A 16,247-nucleotide genomic window follows, 5' to 3' on the forward strand; every position below is an offset into this window, starting at 1 on the left:
GGCGGGGCGTCCGGCTTGCCGTCAATGCCGGAAACCTGCCTGCCGGAGCTGAGTTCCGGCATATGCGGCGGGAACAGCCGGTGGTGCGGGGCACGCCGTTACGGGAGACCGGGGCGGTCCGTCTCCGTACCCGGGCGGACCACCACCGCCCGGACCTTCAGCGGCTTCCCGTACGCGAAACGCAGCGTGAAGGAGACCTCGTCGCCGGGCCGCCACATTCCCTTCGGCCGTACGGTCACGTCGATCCCGTGCGGGGTCATCGTGAGTCCGTCCCCGGCCGGAACGGCGGCGGAGGCCACCGGTTGCCGGTAGGCGGCCCCGGAGGACGTCATGCGGTGCTCGCTCAGCGCGGGAGGTGCGGCCGTGCCGGACGAGGTGATCTCAACGAGCCGGTCGGCGGAGCCGCCGTCGTTGGTGAGGGCGAAGAAGGCGGCGGTCTCCTGAGTCGAGCCGAGCGGCTGGAAGACGTACGCCTTCGTCACGGCCACGTGCGGCGGGCTCCCGGCACGTCCGCTCGCCGCCCAGGTGCCGAGACCGCCGAGGGCGAGGCCGCAGGCGAGGACGGGAACGCCCGCGGCGGCGAGCGGGGCGCGTAGGCGCGCGGAAGCGGCGGGCATCAGAAGGCCGCCCTCGGGGAGGGCCGCCGGCGCCGCGCGACGGCCGCCGCCGCAGCCGGCTGCCAGTGGCGCAGACGGAGGCTGCCGAGGACGACGAGGACCGAGCTGAGGGACATCGCGGCGGCGGCGAGCATCGGGTTGAGCAGGCCCACCATGGCGAGCGGGATGGTGACGACGTTGTAGCCGAAGGCCCACAACAGGTTGCCGCGGATGGTGGCGAGGGTGCGGCGGGCGAGGCGTACGGCGTCGGCGAGGGCTTCGATGTCGTCGCGGACGAGGGTGACGTCGGCGGCGCCGATGGCGACATCGGTACCCGTGCCCATCGCGATGCCGAGGTCGGCCGCGGCGAGCGCCGCCGCGTCGTTGACGCCGTCCCCGACGACCGCGACCCGCTTCCCCTCGGCGCGCAGCGCGCGGACGAGTTCCGCTTTGCGCTCGGGGGTGCAGCGGGAGTACGTCTCGTCGATGCCGAGCGCGGTGGCGACGGCCCGCGCCGGCTCCTCCCGGTCCCCGGTGGCGAGGACGGGGTGCACGCCGAGTCGGCGGAGCCGGTCCACGGCGTGGTAGCTGCCGGGACGTACGACATCGCCGAGCGCGAGGACGGCCTCGGGCTGTCCGTCGATCCGTACCAGGACAGGGGTGTGGGCGGCTTCCAGGGCGGCGGCGAGCGCCATGCCCAGCTCCTCGGGCAGCTCGCCCCCAGGGGCGCCGACCTCGACGAGCCGTCCGTCCACGTGTCCGCGCACGCCGCTGCCGGGCGTGGCGGTGAACCCGCTGAGCGCGCCGGGCCGCACCGCGCCCTCGGGGAGGGCGCGTTCGGCGTGACGGAGAAGTGCCCGGCCGAGCGGGTGCTCGGAGCCGGTCTCGACGGTCGCCGCGAGCCGCAGCACTTCCGGCGCGCCGGGGCCCTCCGCGCGCGCGGTGAGGGCGGTGACGGTGAGGTGCCCGGAGGTGAGCGTGCCGGTCTTGTCGAGGACGACGGTGTCGATCCGCCGGAGGGCTTCGAGGGCTTGCGGCCCTTTGACCAGGACGCCGAGCTGGGCGCCTCGGCCGGTGGCCGCCATGAGCGCGGTGGGGGTCGCGAGCCCGAGTGCGCAGGGGCAGGCGACGACGAGGACGGCGACGCACGCCGTGAAGGCGGGCTGCGGGTCCACGCCCGCGCCGAGCCAGAAGCCGAGCACGGTGACGGCAAGGGTGAGGACGACGGGCACGAAGACCCCGGCCACGGTGTCGGCGAGCCGCTGGGCCCGGGCCTTCCCGGCCTGGGCCTCGGTGACGAGGGCCGTGATGCGGGAGAGCTGGGTGTCGGCGCCGACGGCCGTCGCGCGTACGAGAAGCAGTCCGCCCGCGTTGACCGAGCCGCCCGTGACGGCGGATCCGGTCGCGACCTCCACCGGCCGCGTCTCGCCGGTCACGAGGGACATGTCCACGGCGGACGCGCCCTCCACGACCGCGCCGTCCGTCGCGACCCGTTCCCCGGGCCGTACGAGGAAGACCTGGCCCACCGCGAGGCGTTCGGCCGGGACGGTGCGCTCCACGGCCCCGTCCCGCACCGTCACCTCCTTCACTCCGAGTTCGGCGAGTGCCCGCAGGGCGGCCGAGGTGCCGCGCCGGGCGCGGGCCTCCAGATGCCGGCCGAGGAGGACGAAGAGCGGGACGCCGACCGCCGCTTCGAGATAGACGTGCGCCGTCCCGTCCGACGCGGTGGGCAGCAGGGTGAAGGGCATCCGCATTCCGGGGACGCCGGCACCGCCGAGGAAGAGCGCGTACGAGGACCAGCCGAAAGAGGCGAGGACACCGAGCGAGACGAGCGTGTCCATCGTCGCCGCGCCGTGCCGCAGCCCGCGCCCGGCCCGATCGTGAAAGGGCCACGCGCTCCAGAGGGCGACGGGCGCGGCGAGCACGAAGCACAGCCACTGCCAGTTGCGGAACTGGAATGAGGGCACCATCGACAGGACGAGGACGGGGATGGCGAGCAGTGCGGTCACCAGCAGTCGCTGCGGGACACCAGGGTCGGTCTCCTCGTCGTCCTGGTCCTTCCCGGACGCGGGCGGCTCGGGGAGCCGGGCGGTGTACCCGCCCTTCTCGACGGCGGCGACGAGCGCGTCCGTACCGAGGCCCACCGGGTGTTCGACGCGGGCCGTTCCGGTGGCGAGATTGACGGTGGCGCGTACGCCCTCCAGGGCGCCGAGCTTCTTCTCGACCCTGCGCACGCAGGCCGCGCACGTCATGCCGCCCACGACCAGATCGGTCGTGGTGAGGATGTGCGGAGCGGTCTCCCGGCCCATCAGTGGTCCATTCCGTTCATCCCGCCCATGTCCTGCATGTCGTGCGAGCCCGGGGAGCCGTCCTGGTGCGAATCCCCGCGCAGGTCGGGGGCGACCGGCCCGGCGAGGCGCCCGACCCCGTACGACACGGAGAAGAGCGCGGCGAGCAGAAGGAGGAAACCCCCGAGCGCCGCGTACGGCACGGGGATGGCACGCCGTCCGGCGGAAGGCGTCACCGAGTAGTCCATGAGAAGGCTCCGGCGAGAGTGAGGGTCGTACGGTCCAGGGGTCGGCCGGACCGGGACGCGAGTTCCCCCGCGTCCGGGTGACCTGCCTCACATATCGGACGTCTGTCACACGTGCCCCAGGAACACCGTGGCCTGAGGCGCGTGTTGGGTGTCGGGTCCGAGCGTGCCGAGACCGGGGTCAGCCGACGCCGACCCCACGGACCACACCGTCACACGGATCCCACCGTCGCATCGTCACGCGGGTCACACCATCAAGGCGAACATCACCGCCATGCCCAGCGCCATCAGCCCGTGACAGCCCAGGTCCCACGCGGCGTGCACCGCGCTGCCCGAGGCCGCGCCGCCCGTCGTGCGGGGCACGAGGCGACCGGTGTCGAAGCCCTTCGCGAGCCACCACAGCGCGAGCGCCAGCAGGACGAGGGCGAGCAGTGCGGCGCTCCAGCGGTCGCCGGCGGAGTCGAGCGTCATCGTCGCGGTCGCACCCGGGGCCGACATGTCCATTCCGGGCATGTCGTGCGCGTGGCCCCCGCCCGGCGCTCCCCTGGACATGGCCGAGGACATCGCGGCGACCATCCACGCCATCGCTCCGGTCATCACGGCGTGCGGCAGCGCGTTCGCGAGGGCGCGTGCCCGGGGCTCCGAGCCGCTTGGCGAGGCGAGGGGGATCAGTACGAACCAGGCCGCGGCGGCGGAGAAGAAGACCACCTGCGGCGTGCCGGGCAGGTCCATGCCCCAGTGCCAGGTCATCGCGAACATGGCGAGCGCCATGACCGCGTGCAGGCCGTGGGCGAGCCGCGCGGGCCACCGTGGGGAGCGGGCCGCGAGGGCACGCCACAGTCCGTGGGCGGCGAGCGCGCAGAAGAGCAGTGTCAGAATCCAGCGCAGTCCGGTGGCGGCGATCATCGGCCCGTCTCCTTCGGTGTCCCGCCGCGCGCTTCTGCGCGCGTGCGTTCGCGGCGGCGTATCCGTGCGACCGCCAGGTCCCCGAGCAGGAAGCAGACCAGGGGAAGCCCGAACAGCGGCAGGTAGTAGGCGAGGACGGCGGCCACGACGACGAGCGGCGCCATGACCCTGCCCGGCACCCGGCGCCAGGCTCCCCGTGCCGGCGGACGGCCGAGCCGCGCCCCGTCCGCCCGGGTGGGCCTGCGCAGCCACCACATGCGGTAGCCCCAGACGAGCATCCCGATGAGCGCGACGGCGATGAGCGCGAGAACGATCTGGTTGGCGAGACCGAAGAGCAGGCCCATATGGGCGTCTATGCCCCAGCGGGTGAGCTTGGCGAGGACGGGGAAGTCGTCGAAGGCCAGCTTGTCCGTGACGTTGCCGGTGGCCGGGTCGATCGCGACCGAATCCTGCTGCTCCGGCCAGTGCCGGGTGTTCTCACGGACGACGTAGGCGCTTCTGGTGTCCGCGGGCGGCGTGATGACGAGCTTGCCGCGCAGTCCCTCGGAGCGGGCGATGCGGACGGCTTCGTCGAGATCGATGTCCGGGGCGGCCTCCTTGGAGGAAGCATCCGGATCCACCCCCGCCGGGCCGTCACCGCGCGTGCCCTGACCGAGGGCCGAGGAGACGGAGGGCGTCGCCCCGCCCAGCGAGTCCTGGATTCTGCCGATGTTCGCGCCCGCGTGCGCCGACCAGGTCAGCCCGGTCGCCGAGAGCGCGAGGAAGCCGACCGACACCCACAGCCCGACCGCCCCGTGCCAGGACAGCGTGCGCCTGCGCCCCTTCGGGCCCCGGCGTGGCACGAACAGCCTGCGCAGCCGCTCACGGCTCCGCGGCGCCCCGAGCCACAGCACGAGTCCGCCGAGCACCTCGACCCACAGCCAGCTCGCGGCGATCTCGCTGTAGTTGCGGCCGAAGTCGCCGAGGTTCAGGGTGCGGTGCAGGCCGTCGAACCAGGACCGCACGGGCAGCCATTCGCCGAAGGTACGCAGCGTGCCGCGTACTTCCGCGTTGTACGGATCGACGAAGGCGGTCTGTGTGTAGCCCTCGGGCAACCCCTCGACGTCGAAGGTGACCCGGGTCGTGTCGCTGTTTCCGGCGCCCTTGGTGACGGAGACGAGCCGCCCGCCGGGTATCGCCTCGCGGGCGGCGTCCACCTGGGCGGTGAGCGGCTTCGGCTCGCCGTGCGGGGTGACCTTCAGTTCGTGGCGGTAGACGACGGACTCGATCTGCGGGGTGGCCGTGTAGAGCAGCCCGGTGACGGCCGCGACGAGCAGGAACGGGCCGATGAGGACGCCCGCGTAGAAGTGCAGGCGGAGCAGGAGGGGACGCAGCCCGCTCCAGGCGTCGCCGCTGCTCGGCGCGGGCGTGGTGAACTCCTCAGCCGGAGCGGGCTCCTCGGCCGGGCGTTGCGGGGGCGGCGGTGACGCGGCAGGCGTGATCTCGGTCATCGGTTCTTCCTCGTACGTGGACCGGTGGGGACGGTGACGTACAGGAGTCGGCGCGAGAGGCGCCCGAGTTCCCGCGCGTGAGGTGTGAGGCGTGTCATGGCCGATGCCGTCGCTTGCCCGCCCGGTACGCGTACAGCACATCCCCGATTCCCCGATTCCCCGAGACCGCCGGGAACTTCTCCGCCCACGCCGCCGACTCCTGCAACAGCGCCTCGAAGCGCCCTACTTGACGACAAAGGAGAAACCCCATGCCGACCCCCAGGCCGGCGGCCGCCGCTCTTGCCGCCCTCCTGTGTCTCACCGCGGCCGGCTGCGCGGAACCGGACTCCGGCTCCGGCGCGGAAGGCAGGAAGACGGACGTCACCGGGAAGGCGCCCCCCGCCGCGCGGGGCGAGTACCCCGTCACACTCGAGAACTGTGGGCTGAAGCAGAAGTTCGACAAGGCCCCGGGCCGGGTCGTCGTGATGAACGGGGCATCGGTCGCCGAGGTGTCCACGCTGCTCTCCCTCGGCCAGGGAGACCGGATCGTCTCCAACCAGCAGTCCTACGGCATGTCCGAAGTACCCGGGCGCGCCGAGGAGATACGGAAGCTGCCCACGGGCGGAGTGAAGCCGAACGAGGCCTTCGACATCCCGCGCGAGGCCATGATCGGTCTGCGTCCCGACTTCGTTCTCTCCACCACGTCCTACGGCTTCGACGCCAAGAACGGCTTCGCCACCCGCGAGCAGCTCGCCGAGATCGGGGCGCGTACCTACATCTCGCCCGAGGACTGCGGCCAGGACAACCTGGACCTGACGATCGAGGACAGCTACACACTGCTGCGCGACATGGGCAAGGTCTTCGGCGTCGAGGACAGGGCCGAGAAGCTCATCGCCACCGAGCGGCGGAACATCGCCGACGTGGTGGAGAAGGTCGGCGGCGCCAAGAAGCCGAAGGTCATGGTCATCTTCTCCAACATGACCATGGGCAGCAACGACTTCAGTTCCATCGCCGCACACGGCATCTACAACGACATCCTCGCCAAGGCCGGCGGCGACAACGCCTTCGCGAGCGCGTCGAAGTCCACCTTCGCCGATCTCAGCAAGGAGAAGGTCGCCGCCACCGACGTGGACGCCCTCGTGGTCGTCAGCTACAACGACCCGGACCCGACGGCGTACGCGAAGAAGCTGTTCAAGGAGTTCCCCCAGTGGTCCGCGGCCAAGAAGAAGAAGTTCGTGGTGCTGTCCGACTCGATGTACCTCGGCCCCAGCAACGACGCGGCGGTCGAGAAGATCGCCGGAATGCTGCACCCCGACGCCTTCTGAGCCGCCTCCCGTTGTGGGCCTGCGCCCTTGTGCTCACCGCCGCACTGCTGGTCTCGATGGTTCTCGCCGTCGGCGTCGGCGCGGTCGACGTGCCGGTCGGCGACGTGTGGACGGTCCTCGTTCACCACGTCACCGGCCGGGGACCGGTGGACGACATCGCCCTCGACCAGATCGTCTGGCAGTTCCGCACCCCACGTGTCGTCCTCGCCGCGGTTGTGGGGGCGGGACTCGCCGTCTCCGGCGCCGTCCTCCAGACCCTCGTCTCCAACCCGCTCGCCGACCCCACGGTCCTCGGCTTCTCGCACGGGGCGTCGCTGGGCGCGGTCCTGGTGATGACGCTCGGCGGGGCGGGGCTCGGCGGACTCGGCGTCTCCGGAGCGGCGTTCGTCGGCGCGCTCCTCGCCGGGATGCTGGTCTTCGCGCTCGGACAACGCGGGGGACGGCTCGCGCCCACGCGGCTCGTGCTCGCCGGGGTAGCGGTCGGTTACGTGCTGTTGTCGGCGACGAGCTTCGTGCAACTGCGGGCCACACCGACCGAGCTGAGGGGCGTGATGTTCTGGATGCTGGGCAGCGTCTCCGGCGCCCGCTGGAGCCAGCTTCCCACCGTCACCGCAGTGGTCGTGTCCGGGGCTGTGCTGCTCGCCCTCCTCGGCAGACGCATGAACGCGCTGCTCGCCGGGGACGAGTCGGCGACATCGCTCGGCGTGGACGTGCACCGCACCCGTGCGCTGCTGCTGGTGGTGAGCGCCCTGCTGACCGGGACCGTCATCGCCGTCGCGGGCGGTATCGGCTTCGTCGGCCTGATGATCCCCCACCTGGTACGGCTCGTCCTCGGCGCCGACCACCGCAGGCTGCTCCCGCTGAGCGCCCTCCTCGGGGCCGTCTACCTCGTACTCGTCGACCTGCTCTCCCGCACCCTCGACCCGCCCAGCGAACTACCGCTGGGCATCCTCACCGCACTGCTCGGCGCACCCTTCTTCCTCTGGCTGCTGCGCCGCAACAAGGGGCTCGACGCCGCATGAGACTCACAGTGAACGGCCTGCACGTCACCCTCGACGGCACTTCGGTCCTGCACGACGTCGGACTCGACGTGTCACCGGGCCAGATCGTGGGCCTTGTCGGCCCCAACGGCAGCGGCAAGTCCACGCTGCTGCGTGCCGTCTACCGTGCGCTGCGACCCGTCACAGGGTTCGTCGAGGTGGGCGGACGGGATGTGTGGCGGCTCTCCTCGCGGACCGCCGCCCGGCACACCGCCGCGGTCCTCCAGGACGGGGCGGGCGCCGGCGGCCTCACCGTCGCCGAGACGGTGGCGCTCGGTCGCACCCCGCACCACGGGGTGCTGGGGCGCGACGGCGAGAGCGACCGACACGCCGTCGCCGGGGCGATGGAGAGCTGCGGCATCGAGTCGCTCGCCGAACGCGACCTCTCGTCCCTCTCCGGCGGCGAACGCCAGCGCGTCCTGCTCGCCCGCGCCCTCGCCCAGGCCCCGGAACTCCTCGTCCTGGACGAACTCACCAACCACCTCGACATCCGCGCCCGGTTCGAACTCCTCGGCCTGATCCGGAACACCGGCGTCACCACTCTCGCCGTGCTGCACGACCTCGACCTGGCCGCCCGGCTCTGCGACGGCCTCGTCGTCCTCCACCACGGCCGAGCCATCGCCGCAGGCCCGGTGCTCGACGTCCTCACCCCGGACCTCTTCCACAAGGTCTTCGGCGTCCACGCCCGCGCCGAACGACACCAGGACGGCATCACCCGGATCACGTACGAGGCGGACCCGCTGGCCTCGGCCTGATCCGGGGCGACGTCCAGGAAGGGGCGGGTGGCGCAGAGGCGCTGCGTGACACCCGGAAGGTTCGGACAACAAGAAGGGCCCTGGTCTCCGACCAGGGCCTTCGTCGTGGAGCGGGTGGCGAGAATCGAACTCGCGATCTGAGCTTGGGAATCAACCAGCACGTGATCGCCAGACATGTTCCTGAGCAGCGGAAACGCCGCACAGGTGTGTTGCTGGCCGACGGCCGGACGGTGCCCTGTGGTGACCGCTTTTTCCCCTACGAATGGCACGTAGTGGCACGCGGGGTGTGTCGGATCGGCTGGAACCGTGCGTCTGGGTTCGGAGGGGACGAGGGGCGGAGGGCGTACCCGGATCCGGAATGGGCGGGCGGGCTCTTCGGGCAGTTCGCCGGTCAGCAGGCTCGTTCCGGGCCCTGGGCGATTGCGGGAGATTCCGAGAGCGACAATTGTGGGTAGGTGCCGTGCTGGTCGGTCCATGGAGTCAGGTCGCGAGGTCCTGTCCGGTGGACCGGGTGCCGAGCCGGCGGGAGACGACGATGAACGGCTCGGTCCGTGTCGGACAAGTTGTCGGGGTGCCACTGCGGATGCACTGGAGCGTGCCGCTGCTGGTCGTTCTGTTCGCGTACGGTCTTGGCCGCCAGACCCTCCCCGCGTGGACTCCAGGGCGCTCGGATGCGGTTTACACCTTCGCGAGTGCAGTGGGGGCCGTGCTGCTCATGGGCAGCCTCCTGCTCCACGAGACGGCACACGCTGCGATTGCCCGCAGGAAGAAGGTCGCGGTACAGGATGTGACGCTGTGGGCGCTGGGCGGGATGACCCGGATGGGGCGACCGCCGACGGCCGCGGTGGCTTTCGCAGTTGCGATCAGCGGGCCGCTCACCAGCCTGGCCATCGGAAGCGCCGCGCTCGGAGCGGGAATCGGGCTGCACGCGATGTCCGGCTGGGCGGTGCCCGCCGCCGTTCTGGTGTGGCTCGGCTGGGCGAACCTGTTCCTGGGCGCATTCAATCTCCTTCCCGCTGCGCCGCTCGACGGCGGAAGGGTGGTGCAGGCGCTGTTGTGGTGGCGTACCGGAGACCGGGAACGTGCGGATCGGGCGGCCTCCCGAAGCGGTCAGGTCGTGGGCGGGCTGCTGATGGCCTTCGGCTGGGTCTCCTTCCTGCGCGGGGCGCCGGGCGGGCTGTGGCTCGTCTTCGTCGGTCTCTTCATCACGGTCGTCGCCGGCGCCGAACGGCAGCGCGCCGTGATCCACACAGCACTGCGGGGCATCAAGGTCGCCGATGCCATGTCCAGCCCGGTGACCACCGGCGCCGACTGGCTTACCATCCGGCATTTCATCGACGAGGTGGCAGTGAACTCCCGCCATTCCGCCGTGCCGCTGCTCGATTTCGAAGGCCGTCCCAGCGGGATCGTTCAGATACGCAAGCTTGCCCGGATACCGGGAGCGCGCCAGGAGGCGTTGCGCGTGCGCGAGGTGGCGATCCCGCTGTCACAGTGCGCGGTTGCCGCCCCGAGTGATCTTCTGAGTGAGGCTCTCGACAAGCTCCGCCCGGGTACTGGCATGCGCATTCTCGTCGTGGACGGGCATCATCTGGTGGGGATCGTCACCACGAAGGACATTTCACGGCTGACCCGGCAACACGCGCTGGGGGGCCGAGGGACAGACTGAGCCCTGCGCGACCTCGTAGCGGAAGCCCGCTCCCATTGTCAGGGCCGTCCGTGCCGGAAGTGCACGAACCAGTTCACTCCGCCGGGGCCGCCCTTCCGGATCGTCACACGTGAGAGTGCTCGATCCACGTTTAATTCTCAGTCGCGTTCTTCTTCTTCGGCCTCCATGCGGCGGATTCCCTGGTGGGTCAGGGAGACCATCGCGGGTGTGTTGCCCGGTTCCCAGTCGACAGTGATCAGGCCCTCGCCGGCGAGGTAGGTGCAGGCGGCGGCCAGGTCTTCCTCCGGGATGCGCAGGTCGTTCCGCAGCTTCCGCCCAGGGACTCCGAGGAGACGGTTGCCTTCGGTGGCTTCGTAGAGGGCGGTCAGGACCCGCTCGCGGTAGATCTGCCGCTCGCGGAGGGTCGCCATGATCGAGTCCTTTCGTGCATGTGAGGGTCCGGTGCTCCTCAGACTTCGTCGCCGTGGGCGCCGGTGTGCGCGGACGGTCTGCTGGTGGTGAGCCAGGAGAGGGCGGGTCCTGCGGCGGATTCGGTGTCCACGGTGAGGTGGAGCCGGGTGCCGCCTTCGGAGGCGGGGTAGCTGCGCTGTTCCGTTCCGGCGAAGCAGCGGCGGATTACTTCGGCGACCGCGCGGGCGGCTTCGGGAGTTGCGGCGACGATCCGGATCTCGGCGTGTCCTGCCTGCGGCAGGGCCTCGTTCTCGACGGGGTACAAGGCGGTGTGTTCCCTTCGGGGCGAAGCGAGAGGCCGACGGGTGGGTTGTCCCGGGTGCCGGGCGCCCCACCCGCGGCCTTCGGTCGGAGGAGTGGTCTGAGGTCAGGGCCAGATGCCCGTGAGCCTGCGGCTGGAGGCTTGCCCTGTCGAGCTGTGGTGGCCGTGGCTGTGGCCGGGTGGCCGGCTGATGGCCGGGAAGGGATCGCTGAAGTGGTAGACCGCGATGCGTGCGTCGTGCTGGGCGTTGAGCCGGTGGATCAGGAGCATGCCGAGCGCGATCAGGAGGGCGCCTGCCGCGAGCGTGATCAGGGTCTCCATGTCGTCATCTCCGCGTGTTTCCCGGCAGGGGAATCATTCCGCGCGCCGACGACCGGGTGCCGGAGAGGCAGACAGGGCGGACCCGCCATCGGTCTCCCAAGCCTCCTGGCTGCTTCGGGCGTCCCGCATACGGCGACCGGTCGCGGCCTCGTCGGACATCAGCACACCGGCGGTGAGGACGCTGCCGGGGACGGCGGCGGCGCTCATCAGCCGGGCGGCTGCGGCGGGCTCGGTCCCGGGCGGGATCACCAGCAGGTCGCAGCGGCCTGCGGTGTAGGAGAGCAGGATCATCTTGTCGGGATCCTGTTCGGTGAACCAGCCCACGTGCACGATGTGCCCGGTGACGGGAACCTTGTGCGGGACGACGGGCCAGCGGGTGGGATTCACCATGGCGCGCGTAATGCGTCCCCAGCGCCCTTCCAGTGCTACGACCAGGGACGGAAGCTCGGTGGGCAGGTCCCGCGAGTAGGGCCACCAGGCACCGTCCAACTGGCCGGCGAGGGTGGTCTTCGGCGTCAGGCAAATCCGCGTCGGGAGCGGGGGAACAAGCGCCCGTGCCACTCCGCGTTCGACGGTCGTGGTCATGATGCGGACCCGTCTCCGGGCCGTCCTGCAGGGCGGCCCGGTGTCTTGATCGCCGGAAACGACGTCCGCGTGGGAGCGGGTGTTCGAGTTACTCCCGGTATCTTCAGCGTACTCCGCGCCGCGGTCGGGCGAGCCGTTCTGGCCAGGTGATTTCCGACCGGGAACACCGCCCGGCTGATGCTCGTGGGCATGACCACAGGTACGCGGAGTACGGTATTAGCGCGGCGGTATCTCGCCGGCCATGAGGTGTCGGCGGCCCCGCGCAGGCAGGCGGACCACCATGGCCGAATCTGACACCCCCACCCCCCGGAAGCTCCTTCCGGACGAGATCCACCGAGTGGTGAATCCCGGTACGGCCCTGCTCCGGCTGCGGACGACGCACTCCCGCGAGGGCGTCCTCGACGGCGCGTGGTGGCCCCGCTCCCGGGACGTTGCGGCCGAGCTGCCCGCCCTGATCCAGGCGCTCACCACGCACCTCGGCCCCGTCACGCGGGTCGGCCTGGACACGGACGCCTGGGAGGAGGTCCCGACTCGTGTCATTGTCGACGACCGGGTCGTGCACCTCGACTCCTTCCCCGTCGGCGACGACACCGTCCTCATCACCCGTGGCGCCAACGACCACTTCGCCCTCCTGGTGGTGCCCCCGGACACGACACCCGACGCGGCACGTGACGCCATGGCCCGTGCGGTCGACGCCGGTAACGTCACCCGGGCCGCCGAGATCCTCGTCGCCACGCTTTCCGAGCGGGTGACCCACCGCCAGGAGTCGGCGTGACACGTCCCTCCGTCATCCTCGCCACTCGACCAGGACGAGCGTGGCGTCGTCCGAAGTGGCTTCGCCGCGTGCCCGCTTGAGGGTGTGGGAGAGGTCCCGTGCCACCGAGCGGACCTGCCGTTCCGCCTTCTCCAGTTGGTTCACCCAGTCGATCAGCTGGTCCTCGCCGAACTCTTCCTGTCCGCTCTCGTGTTCCTCGATCAGTCCGTCGGTGAAGCAGAGGACGCGATCCCCCGGTTCGAGCGTCACTTCGCTGACCTGCGGCTGTGCTCCTCCGAAGCCGACGGGCAGGGTCGTGGGGCTGTCCAGGCGGCCCACGACGCGGTGCCGGCGAATCAGCATGGGGGCGGGGTGCCCGGCGTTGACCCACTGGAGGCGGCCGGTGTTCGTGTCCAGCCGCATCATCTGCGCGGTCACGAAGTGGTCGGGCGCGAACTGCTCGGCCACGGCCCGGTCCATGAAGAGGTAGATCTCGGACAGTTCGACGCTGATCCGGCGGGCGTGCCGGTACGCACCGATGGCCACGGTGGCCATCGTGGCCGCGTCCAGACCGTGACCCATGGCGTCGATCATGGCGAGGTGGAAGGTGTCTCCGTTCAGGGCGTAGTCGAAGCTGTCGCCCGCCACGTCGTAAGCGGGCTCCAGAACGCCGGCGAGGGCGACGCGCGGTGTCACCATCGACAGAGGCGGCAGCAGCGACCACTGGATCTCGGCGGCGACACTCATCGGTTCGCTGCGGCGGGTGCGGAAGAAGAGATCGGTGTGGCCGTTCTTGGTCTGCATCATGTCGGCGATCAGACCGGCGATCCTGTGCAGGAGGCGGCGGTCGTCGTCATCGACGGTGTCCAGCGTGACGGCCAGGACACCCGACTGGTCTCCCCCGTCCGGCAACGGCAGCAGGACCCGTACGCCGTCGGGCAGCGCGAGTTCGACCGGGCGCGAGGTGAGGAAACACCGCCCGACCTCGGAGCCGTCGACGGACTGCGGTTCGCCGCCCGCCAGCCCTTCGCCCGGCAGGGGGACCAGCCTCTGCTGCCCGTAGTCCTGGAGCAGGATCTGCGGATCCCGTCCCCCCAGCCGCGCCACCGTGTCGGCCAGGATCGACCCGACCAGATGGGGCGCCAGCTCGTGGGCCCGGTCCAGGAGCCTGCCCAGCAGCCCCTCTCCGAAGCTCTCCGAGTGATCCGGATGCCCGGGCGATCCGACTGTCATCCCCTTCCCTTCCGCAGGGCGACGGAGGGGCCGTGCAGTGCCCGCCGCGGCCCGGCGGGCACGGGAGCCAGGCCCGTTGCCGGCGATCTCGCCACCAGGATGCGCCTCGGAGGCAGGACACGCCACACGGGTGTCGCCGGAGGCCGCTCCCACGCCGCATGCCACCGGTGCCGAGTGCGCCGGACGAAGCGGAACGAGATCCTGGCCTTTCGGGCGTCGACATCCGGGAGGTCAAGATGATGAAGAGGGACCAGGTAGCCGCCCTCCCCCTGTTAGGGCATCAATGACGCACGGGCCCCGAGAGGTCTAGACAACAAATAGGCCCTGGTCGCCGAGAAGGTCTTCATCGTGGAGAGGGTGACGAGAATCGAACTCGCGCTCTGAGCTTGGGAATCACCCGGCACTTGATGGCTCGCAGGGCTGCTGAACTGCGAGAACGTTCACTGAAGGTACCAAACCCCGCATGATTGCGTGAGCGAGCCCCGGACCGGAACCGAAGGGGTGGGCAGAGGGAACTTCCGCACCACGACAACTCACCGGGACGGTACGCGTGCGCACTCCGCCACCAGAGGAATCGCCTGCATCTGTGCGCGGTGCCCGCCGGTGTCCGGTGGTGTCCGGCGGGCGCGCACCGCCTCAGTCCTCGGTCGGCGGCTCTGCCGATTCGGCGGCGCGGCGGTACTCGGCGTTGATGCGTTGCGCCTCTTCGAGCTGGTCTTCCAGGACGACGATGCGACAGGCGGCCTCGATGGACGTGCCCTGGTCGACCAGTTCGCGGGCGCGGGCGGCGATGCGCAGTTGGTAGCGGGAGTAGCGGCGGTGGCCGCCCTCCGAGCGCAGGGGGGTGATCAGACGGGCTTCGCCGATGGCGCGGAGGAAGCCCTGGGTGGTGCCGAGCATCTCGGCGGCCCGGCCCATCGTGTAGGCGGGGTAGTCGTCGTCGTCAAGACGGCCGTACGAGTCGTCTGCTGTCACTTGCACCTCTCTTGTGGAACGCATGGAGGGGCCCTGGTGCCGTACGGCACCAGGGCCCCGAAGGAACTACTACACCACCTGCCGGCCCTGATACTGCACCGGCATACTGTGTCCGCAGACCCGACCTGGCTGCTGTCGGGAGTGCGGGGATCGCGGTTGCTTGACCGGGGACCACCTCACTATCGATGTCCTGCGGTACCCGGGCTCAATGCTCCGGCCCGGGCGATCCTGATGGCGCGGGCTCCTCCGTTCTTCCCTCGGTGATCAACTACCTACCATGGGGCACTGCGTACTGCTGGTGATGCGAACTGCTCAGCGGCCTGTGACAGCGCCGCTCTCCGGCAGCCAGCCCCGTTGCCCTTCCTGCGTCTGCTCTGGCTTGGAACCCCACTGCCGAACTGCCCGGTGCGCGCGTCCGCAGCCGACGCCTTCACCGAGGTACCGCTCAGTCACTTCACTGCTGGGTACTGCGAACTGCACTCACGGGTGCCGCAACTTCCATGACAGCGGTCCCGCTTTGGCGGCCCCTCACTGCGGGCCACCCGGTCCGGCCGTCAGTCCCGTCGCCGTCCTGCAACAACCCTGGCTTCGAAACTCCACTGCCGCACCGTCCTGCAACTACATGCACTGCCGGCAGTTCTTCTCTGCCAGGCCCTGCTGTCTCTCTGGGGTACGAGAGAAACCATAACCACGCCACCACTCAATGTCTACTCCGGCCAGCAGAGATTTTCGCGTGTCCCGTGAGGAGGTAATTGACCTCGCCGGAGGCTCCGGCTGGCCCGTGGCCAACCGGCTCGCCAGAGCGACCGCGGTCACCCGCCGGGTCTCTGAGGGGAAGACAGCGACTGTCCGTCTTGCTCGGCAGCACGACCGGTCGAGGGGACGGGACGACTCGTGAATAGGATCGGCTCTCATGTCGAAGCCTGACGAGCTGCTCGTTGACGTCGCCACGCTGGTGGAGTCCGGGCACAGCAATCAGATGTCCCTGACCGTGGTCACCGGTGGTGCTGTCATCACCGGCCGGCTGGCGCCCGAAGCCGTGTGGAGGCAACGGGTGTCGGAGGTCCTGACGGACTCGTCCCGTCTGGGCGAGTTCTCCGCCATGTTCACCGCTACGACGCGGAGGGAGGGGCTGCCCGCGTATCTGCACTTCCATATGGCGCGGATCCTTCAGGGCACGGTGGGGATCCCGGAGACGGGTGGGATGTACCGCGTCTCGATCGCGGATGTCAGCGCCTGGACCATGGGCGACTTCAGCTACTCCGATCACTGACGTCGCGCCGCGCAGAGAAACTCACCGGTACGCGGGAGGGCCCGACCGGCGTGTGCCGGTCGGGCCCTTGGCTGTTCGGTTGTCAGCTCGCGCTACCCATCAGC

17 protein-coding genes are annotated in these 16,247 nt (G+C 70.5%); 6 read left to right on the forward strand and 11 right to left on the reverse strand.

All coding sequences use genetic code 11. From position 1 onward, the window contains the following. Window positions 1–98 precede the first annotated feature (98 nt). From OHA19_RS21425 to OHA19_RS21445, 5 genes are all read right to left on the reverse strand, one after another. Window positions 99–617 (reverse strand): copper chaperone PCu(A)C, encoded by a 519-nt coding sequence (locus OHA19_RS21425; protein ID WP_405714270.1) that lies wholly within the window; start codon window positions 615–617, stop codon window positions 99–101. Next, the gene (locus OHA19_RS21430) at window positions 617–2,905 is read right to left on the reverse strand and encodes a heavy metal translocating P-type ATPase (protein WP_405751171.1); all 2,289 of its coding nucleotides are present in this window, start codon (window positions 2,903–2,905) and stop codon (window positions 617–619) included. The genes OHA19_RS21425 and OHA19_RS21430 overlap by 1 nt, the downstream gene beginning before the upstream one ends. Continuing rightward, window positions 2,905–3,132, reverse strand: a complete 228-nt coding sequence (locus OHA19_RS21435; RefSeq protein WP_405714266.1) for a hypothetical protein — start codon at window positions 3,130–3,132, stop codon at window positions 2,905–2,907. The genes OHA19_RS21430 and OHA19_RS21435 overlap by 1 nt, the downstream gene beginning before the upstream one ends. Window positions 3,133–3,375: 243 nt before the next feature. Then, entirely contained in the window at window positions 3,376–4,035 is a 660-nt protein-coding gene (locus OHA19_RS21440; protein ID WP_405714264.1) for a DUF5134 domain-containing protein, read from the reverse strand. Beyond that, window positions 4,032–5,525, reverse strand: a complete 1,494-nt coding sequence (locus OHA19_RS21445) for a PepSY-associated TM helix domain-containing protein (RefSeq protein ID WP_405714262.1) — start codon at window positions 5,523–5,525, stop codon at window positions 4,032–4,034. The genes OHA19_RS21440 and OHA19_RS21445 overlap by 4 nt, the downstream gene beginning before the upstream one ends. 248 nt (window positions 5,526–5,773) lie before the next feature. On the opposite strand from OHA19_RS21445, the gene OHA19_RS21450 reads away from it, so the two are divergent. The 4 genes from OHA19_RS21450 to OHA19_RS21465 all read left to right on the forward strand — a co-directional run bounded on the left by OHA19_RS21450 (window position 5,774) and on the right by OHA19_RS21465 (window position 10,290). Further along, complete coding sequence (locus OHA19_RS21450; protein ID WP_405714260.1) at window positions 5,774–6,829, forward strand: ABC transporter substrate-binding protein; 1,056 nt, start codon at window positions 5,774–5,776, stop codon at window positions 6,827–6,829. 56 nt (window positions 6,830–6,885) lie between these two features. Continuing rightward, on the forward strand, window positions 6,886–7,851 hold the full coding sequence (locus tag OHA19_RS21455; RefSeq protein WP_405721629.1) for a FecCD family ABC transporter permease: 966 nt from the start codon (window positions 6,886–6,888) through the stop codon (window positions 7,849–7,851). Beyond that, window positions 7,848–8,624: an ABC transporter ATP-binding protein gene (locus tag OHA19_RS21460; protein WP_405714258.1), complete on the forward strand. Its 777-nt coding sequence runs from the start codon at window positions 7,848–7,850 to the stop codon at window positions 8,622–8,624. Before OHA19_RS21455 ends, OHA19_RS21460 begins: the two co-directional genes overlap by 4 nt. A 535-nt stretch (window positions 8,625–9,159) precedes the next feature. Then, complete coding sequence (locus OHA19_RS21465; protein WP_405714256.1) at window positions 9,160–10,290, forward strand: site-2 protease family protein; 1,131 nt, start codon at window positions 9,160–9,162, stop codon at window positions 10,288–10,290. A 137-nt stretch (window positions 10,291–10,427) separates the two neighbouring features. Here the strand turns inward: OHA19_RS21465 and OHA19_RS21470 are convergent, their stop codons facing one another. The 4 genes from OHA19_RS21470 to OHA19_RS21485 form a co-directional block, all read right to left on the reverse strand. Continuing rightward, complete coding sequence (locus OHA19_RS21470; RefSeq protein WP_405714254.1) at window positions 10,428–10,700, reverse strand: hypothetical protein; 273 nt, start codon at window positions 10,698–10,700, stop codon at window positions 10,428–10,430. Between the two features lie 38 nt (window positions 10,701–10,738). After that, entirely contained in the window at window positions 10,739–11,005 is a 267-nt protein-coding gene (locus OHA19_RS21475; RefSeq protein ID WP_405714252.1) for a hypothetical protein, read from the reverse strand. Between the two features lie 102 nt (window positions 11,006–11,107). Next, window positions 11,108–11,323 (reverse strand): hypothetical protein, encoded by a 216-nt coding sequence (locus OHA19_RS21480; protein WP_405714251.1) that lies wholly within the window; start codon window positions 11,321–11,323, stop codon window positions 11,108–11,110. Between the two features lie 33 nt (window positions 11,324–11,356). After that, entirely contained in the window at window positions 11,357–11,908 is a 552-nt protein-coding gene (locus tag OHA19_RS21485; RefSeq protein WP_405714249.1) for a DUF5994 family protein, read from the reverse strand. A gap of 280 nt (window positions 11,909–12,188) precedes the next feature. Here OHA19_RS21485 and OHA19_RS21490 point away from each other — a divergent pair, with 280 nt between their 5' ends. Continuing rightward, window positions 12,189–12,683, forward strand: coding sequence for a DUF5994 family protein (locus OHA19_RS21490; RefSeq protein WP_405714247.1), 495 nt, complete (start codon window positions 12,189–12,191; stop codon window positions 12,681–12,683). A 12-nt stretch (window positions 12,684–12,695) separates the two neighbouring features. On the opposite strand, the gene OHA19_RS21495 is transcribed toward OHA19_RS21490, so the two are convergent. Then, complete coding sequence (locus OHA19_RS21495) at window positions 12,696–13,895, reverse strand: PP2C family protein-serine/threonine phosphatase (protein WP_405714245.1); 1,200 nt, start codon at window positions 13,893–13,895, stop codon at window positions 12,696–12,698. Window positions 13,896–14,531: 636 nt separating this feature from the next. Continuing rightward, complete coding sequence (locus OHA19_RS21500) at window positions 14,532–14,870, reverse strand: MerR family transcriptional regulator (RefSeq protein WP_189543364.1); 339 nt, start codon at window positions 14,868–14,870, stop codon at window positions 14,532–14,534. Between the two features lie 913 nt (window positions 14,871–15,783). On the opposite strand from OHA19_RS21500, the gene OHA19_RS21505 reads away from it, so the two are divergent. Continuing rightward, the gene (locus OHA19_RS21505) at window positions 15,784–16,143 is read left to right on the forward strand and encodes a hypothetical protein (RefSeq protein ID WP_405714243.1); all 360 of its coding nucleotides are present in this window, start codon (window positions 15,784–15,786) and stop codon (window positions 16,141–16,143) included. The last annotated feature ends 104 nt before the right edge of the window (window positions 16,144–16,247 follow it).

It is taken from the genome of Streptomyces sp. NBC_00012 (genome assembly GCF_045040875.1).
Classification (GTDB): Bacteria; Actinomycetota; Actinomycetes; order Streptomycetales; family Streptomycetaceae; genus Streptomyces.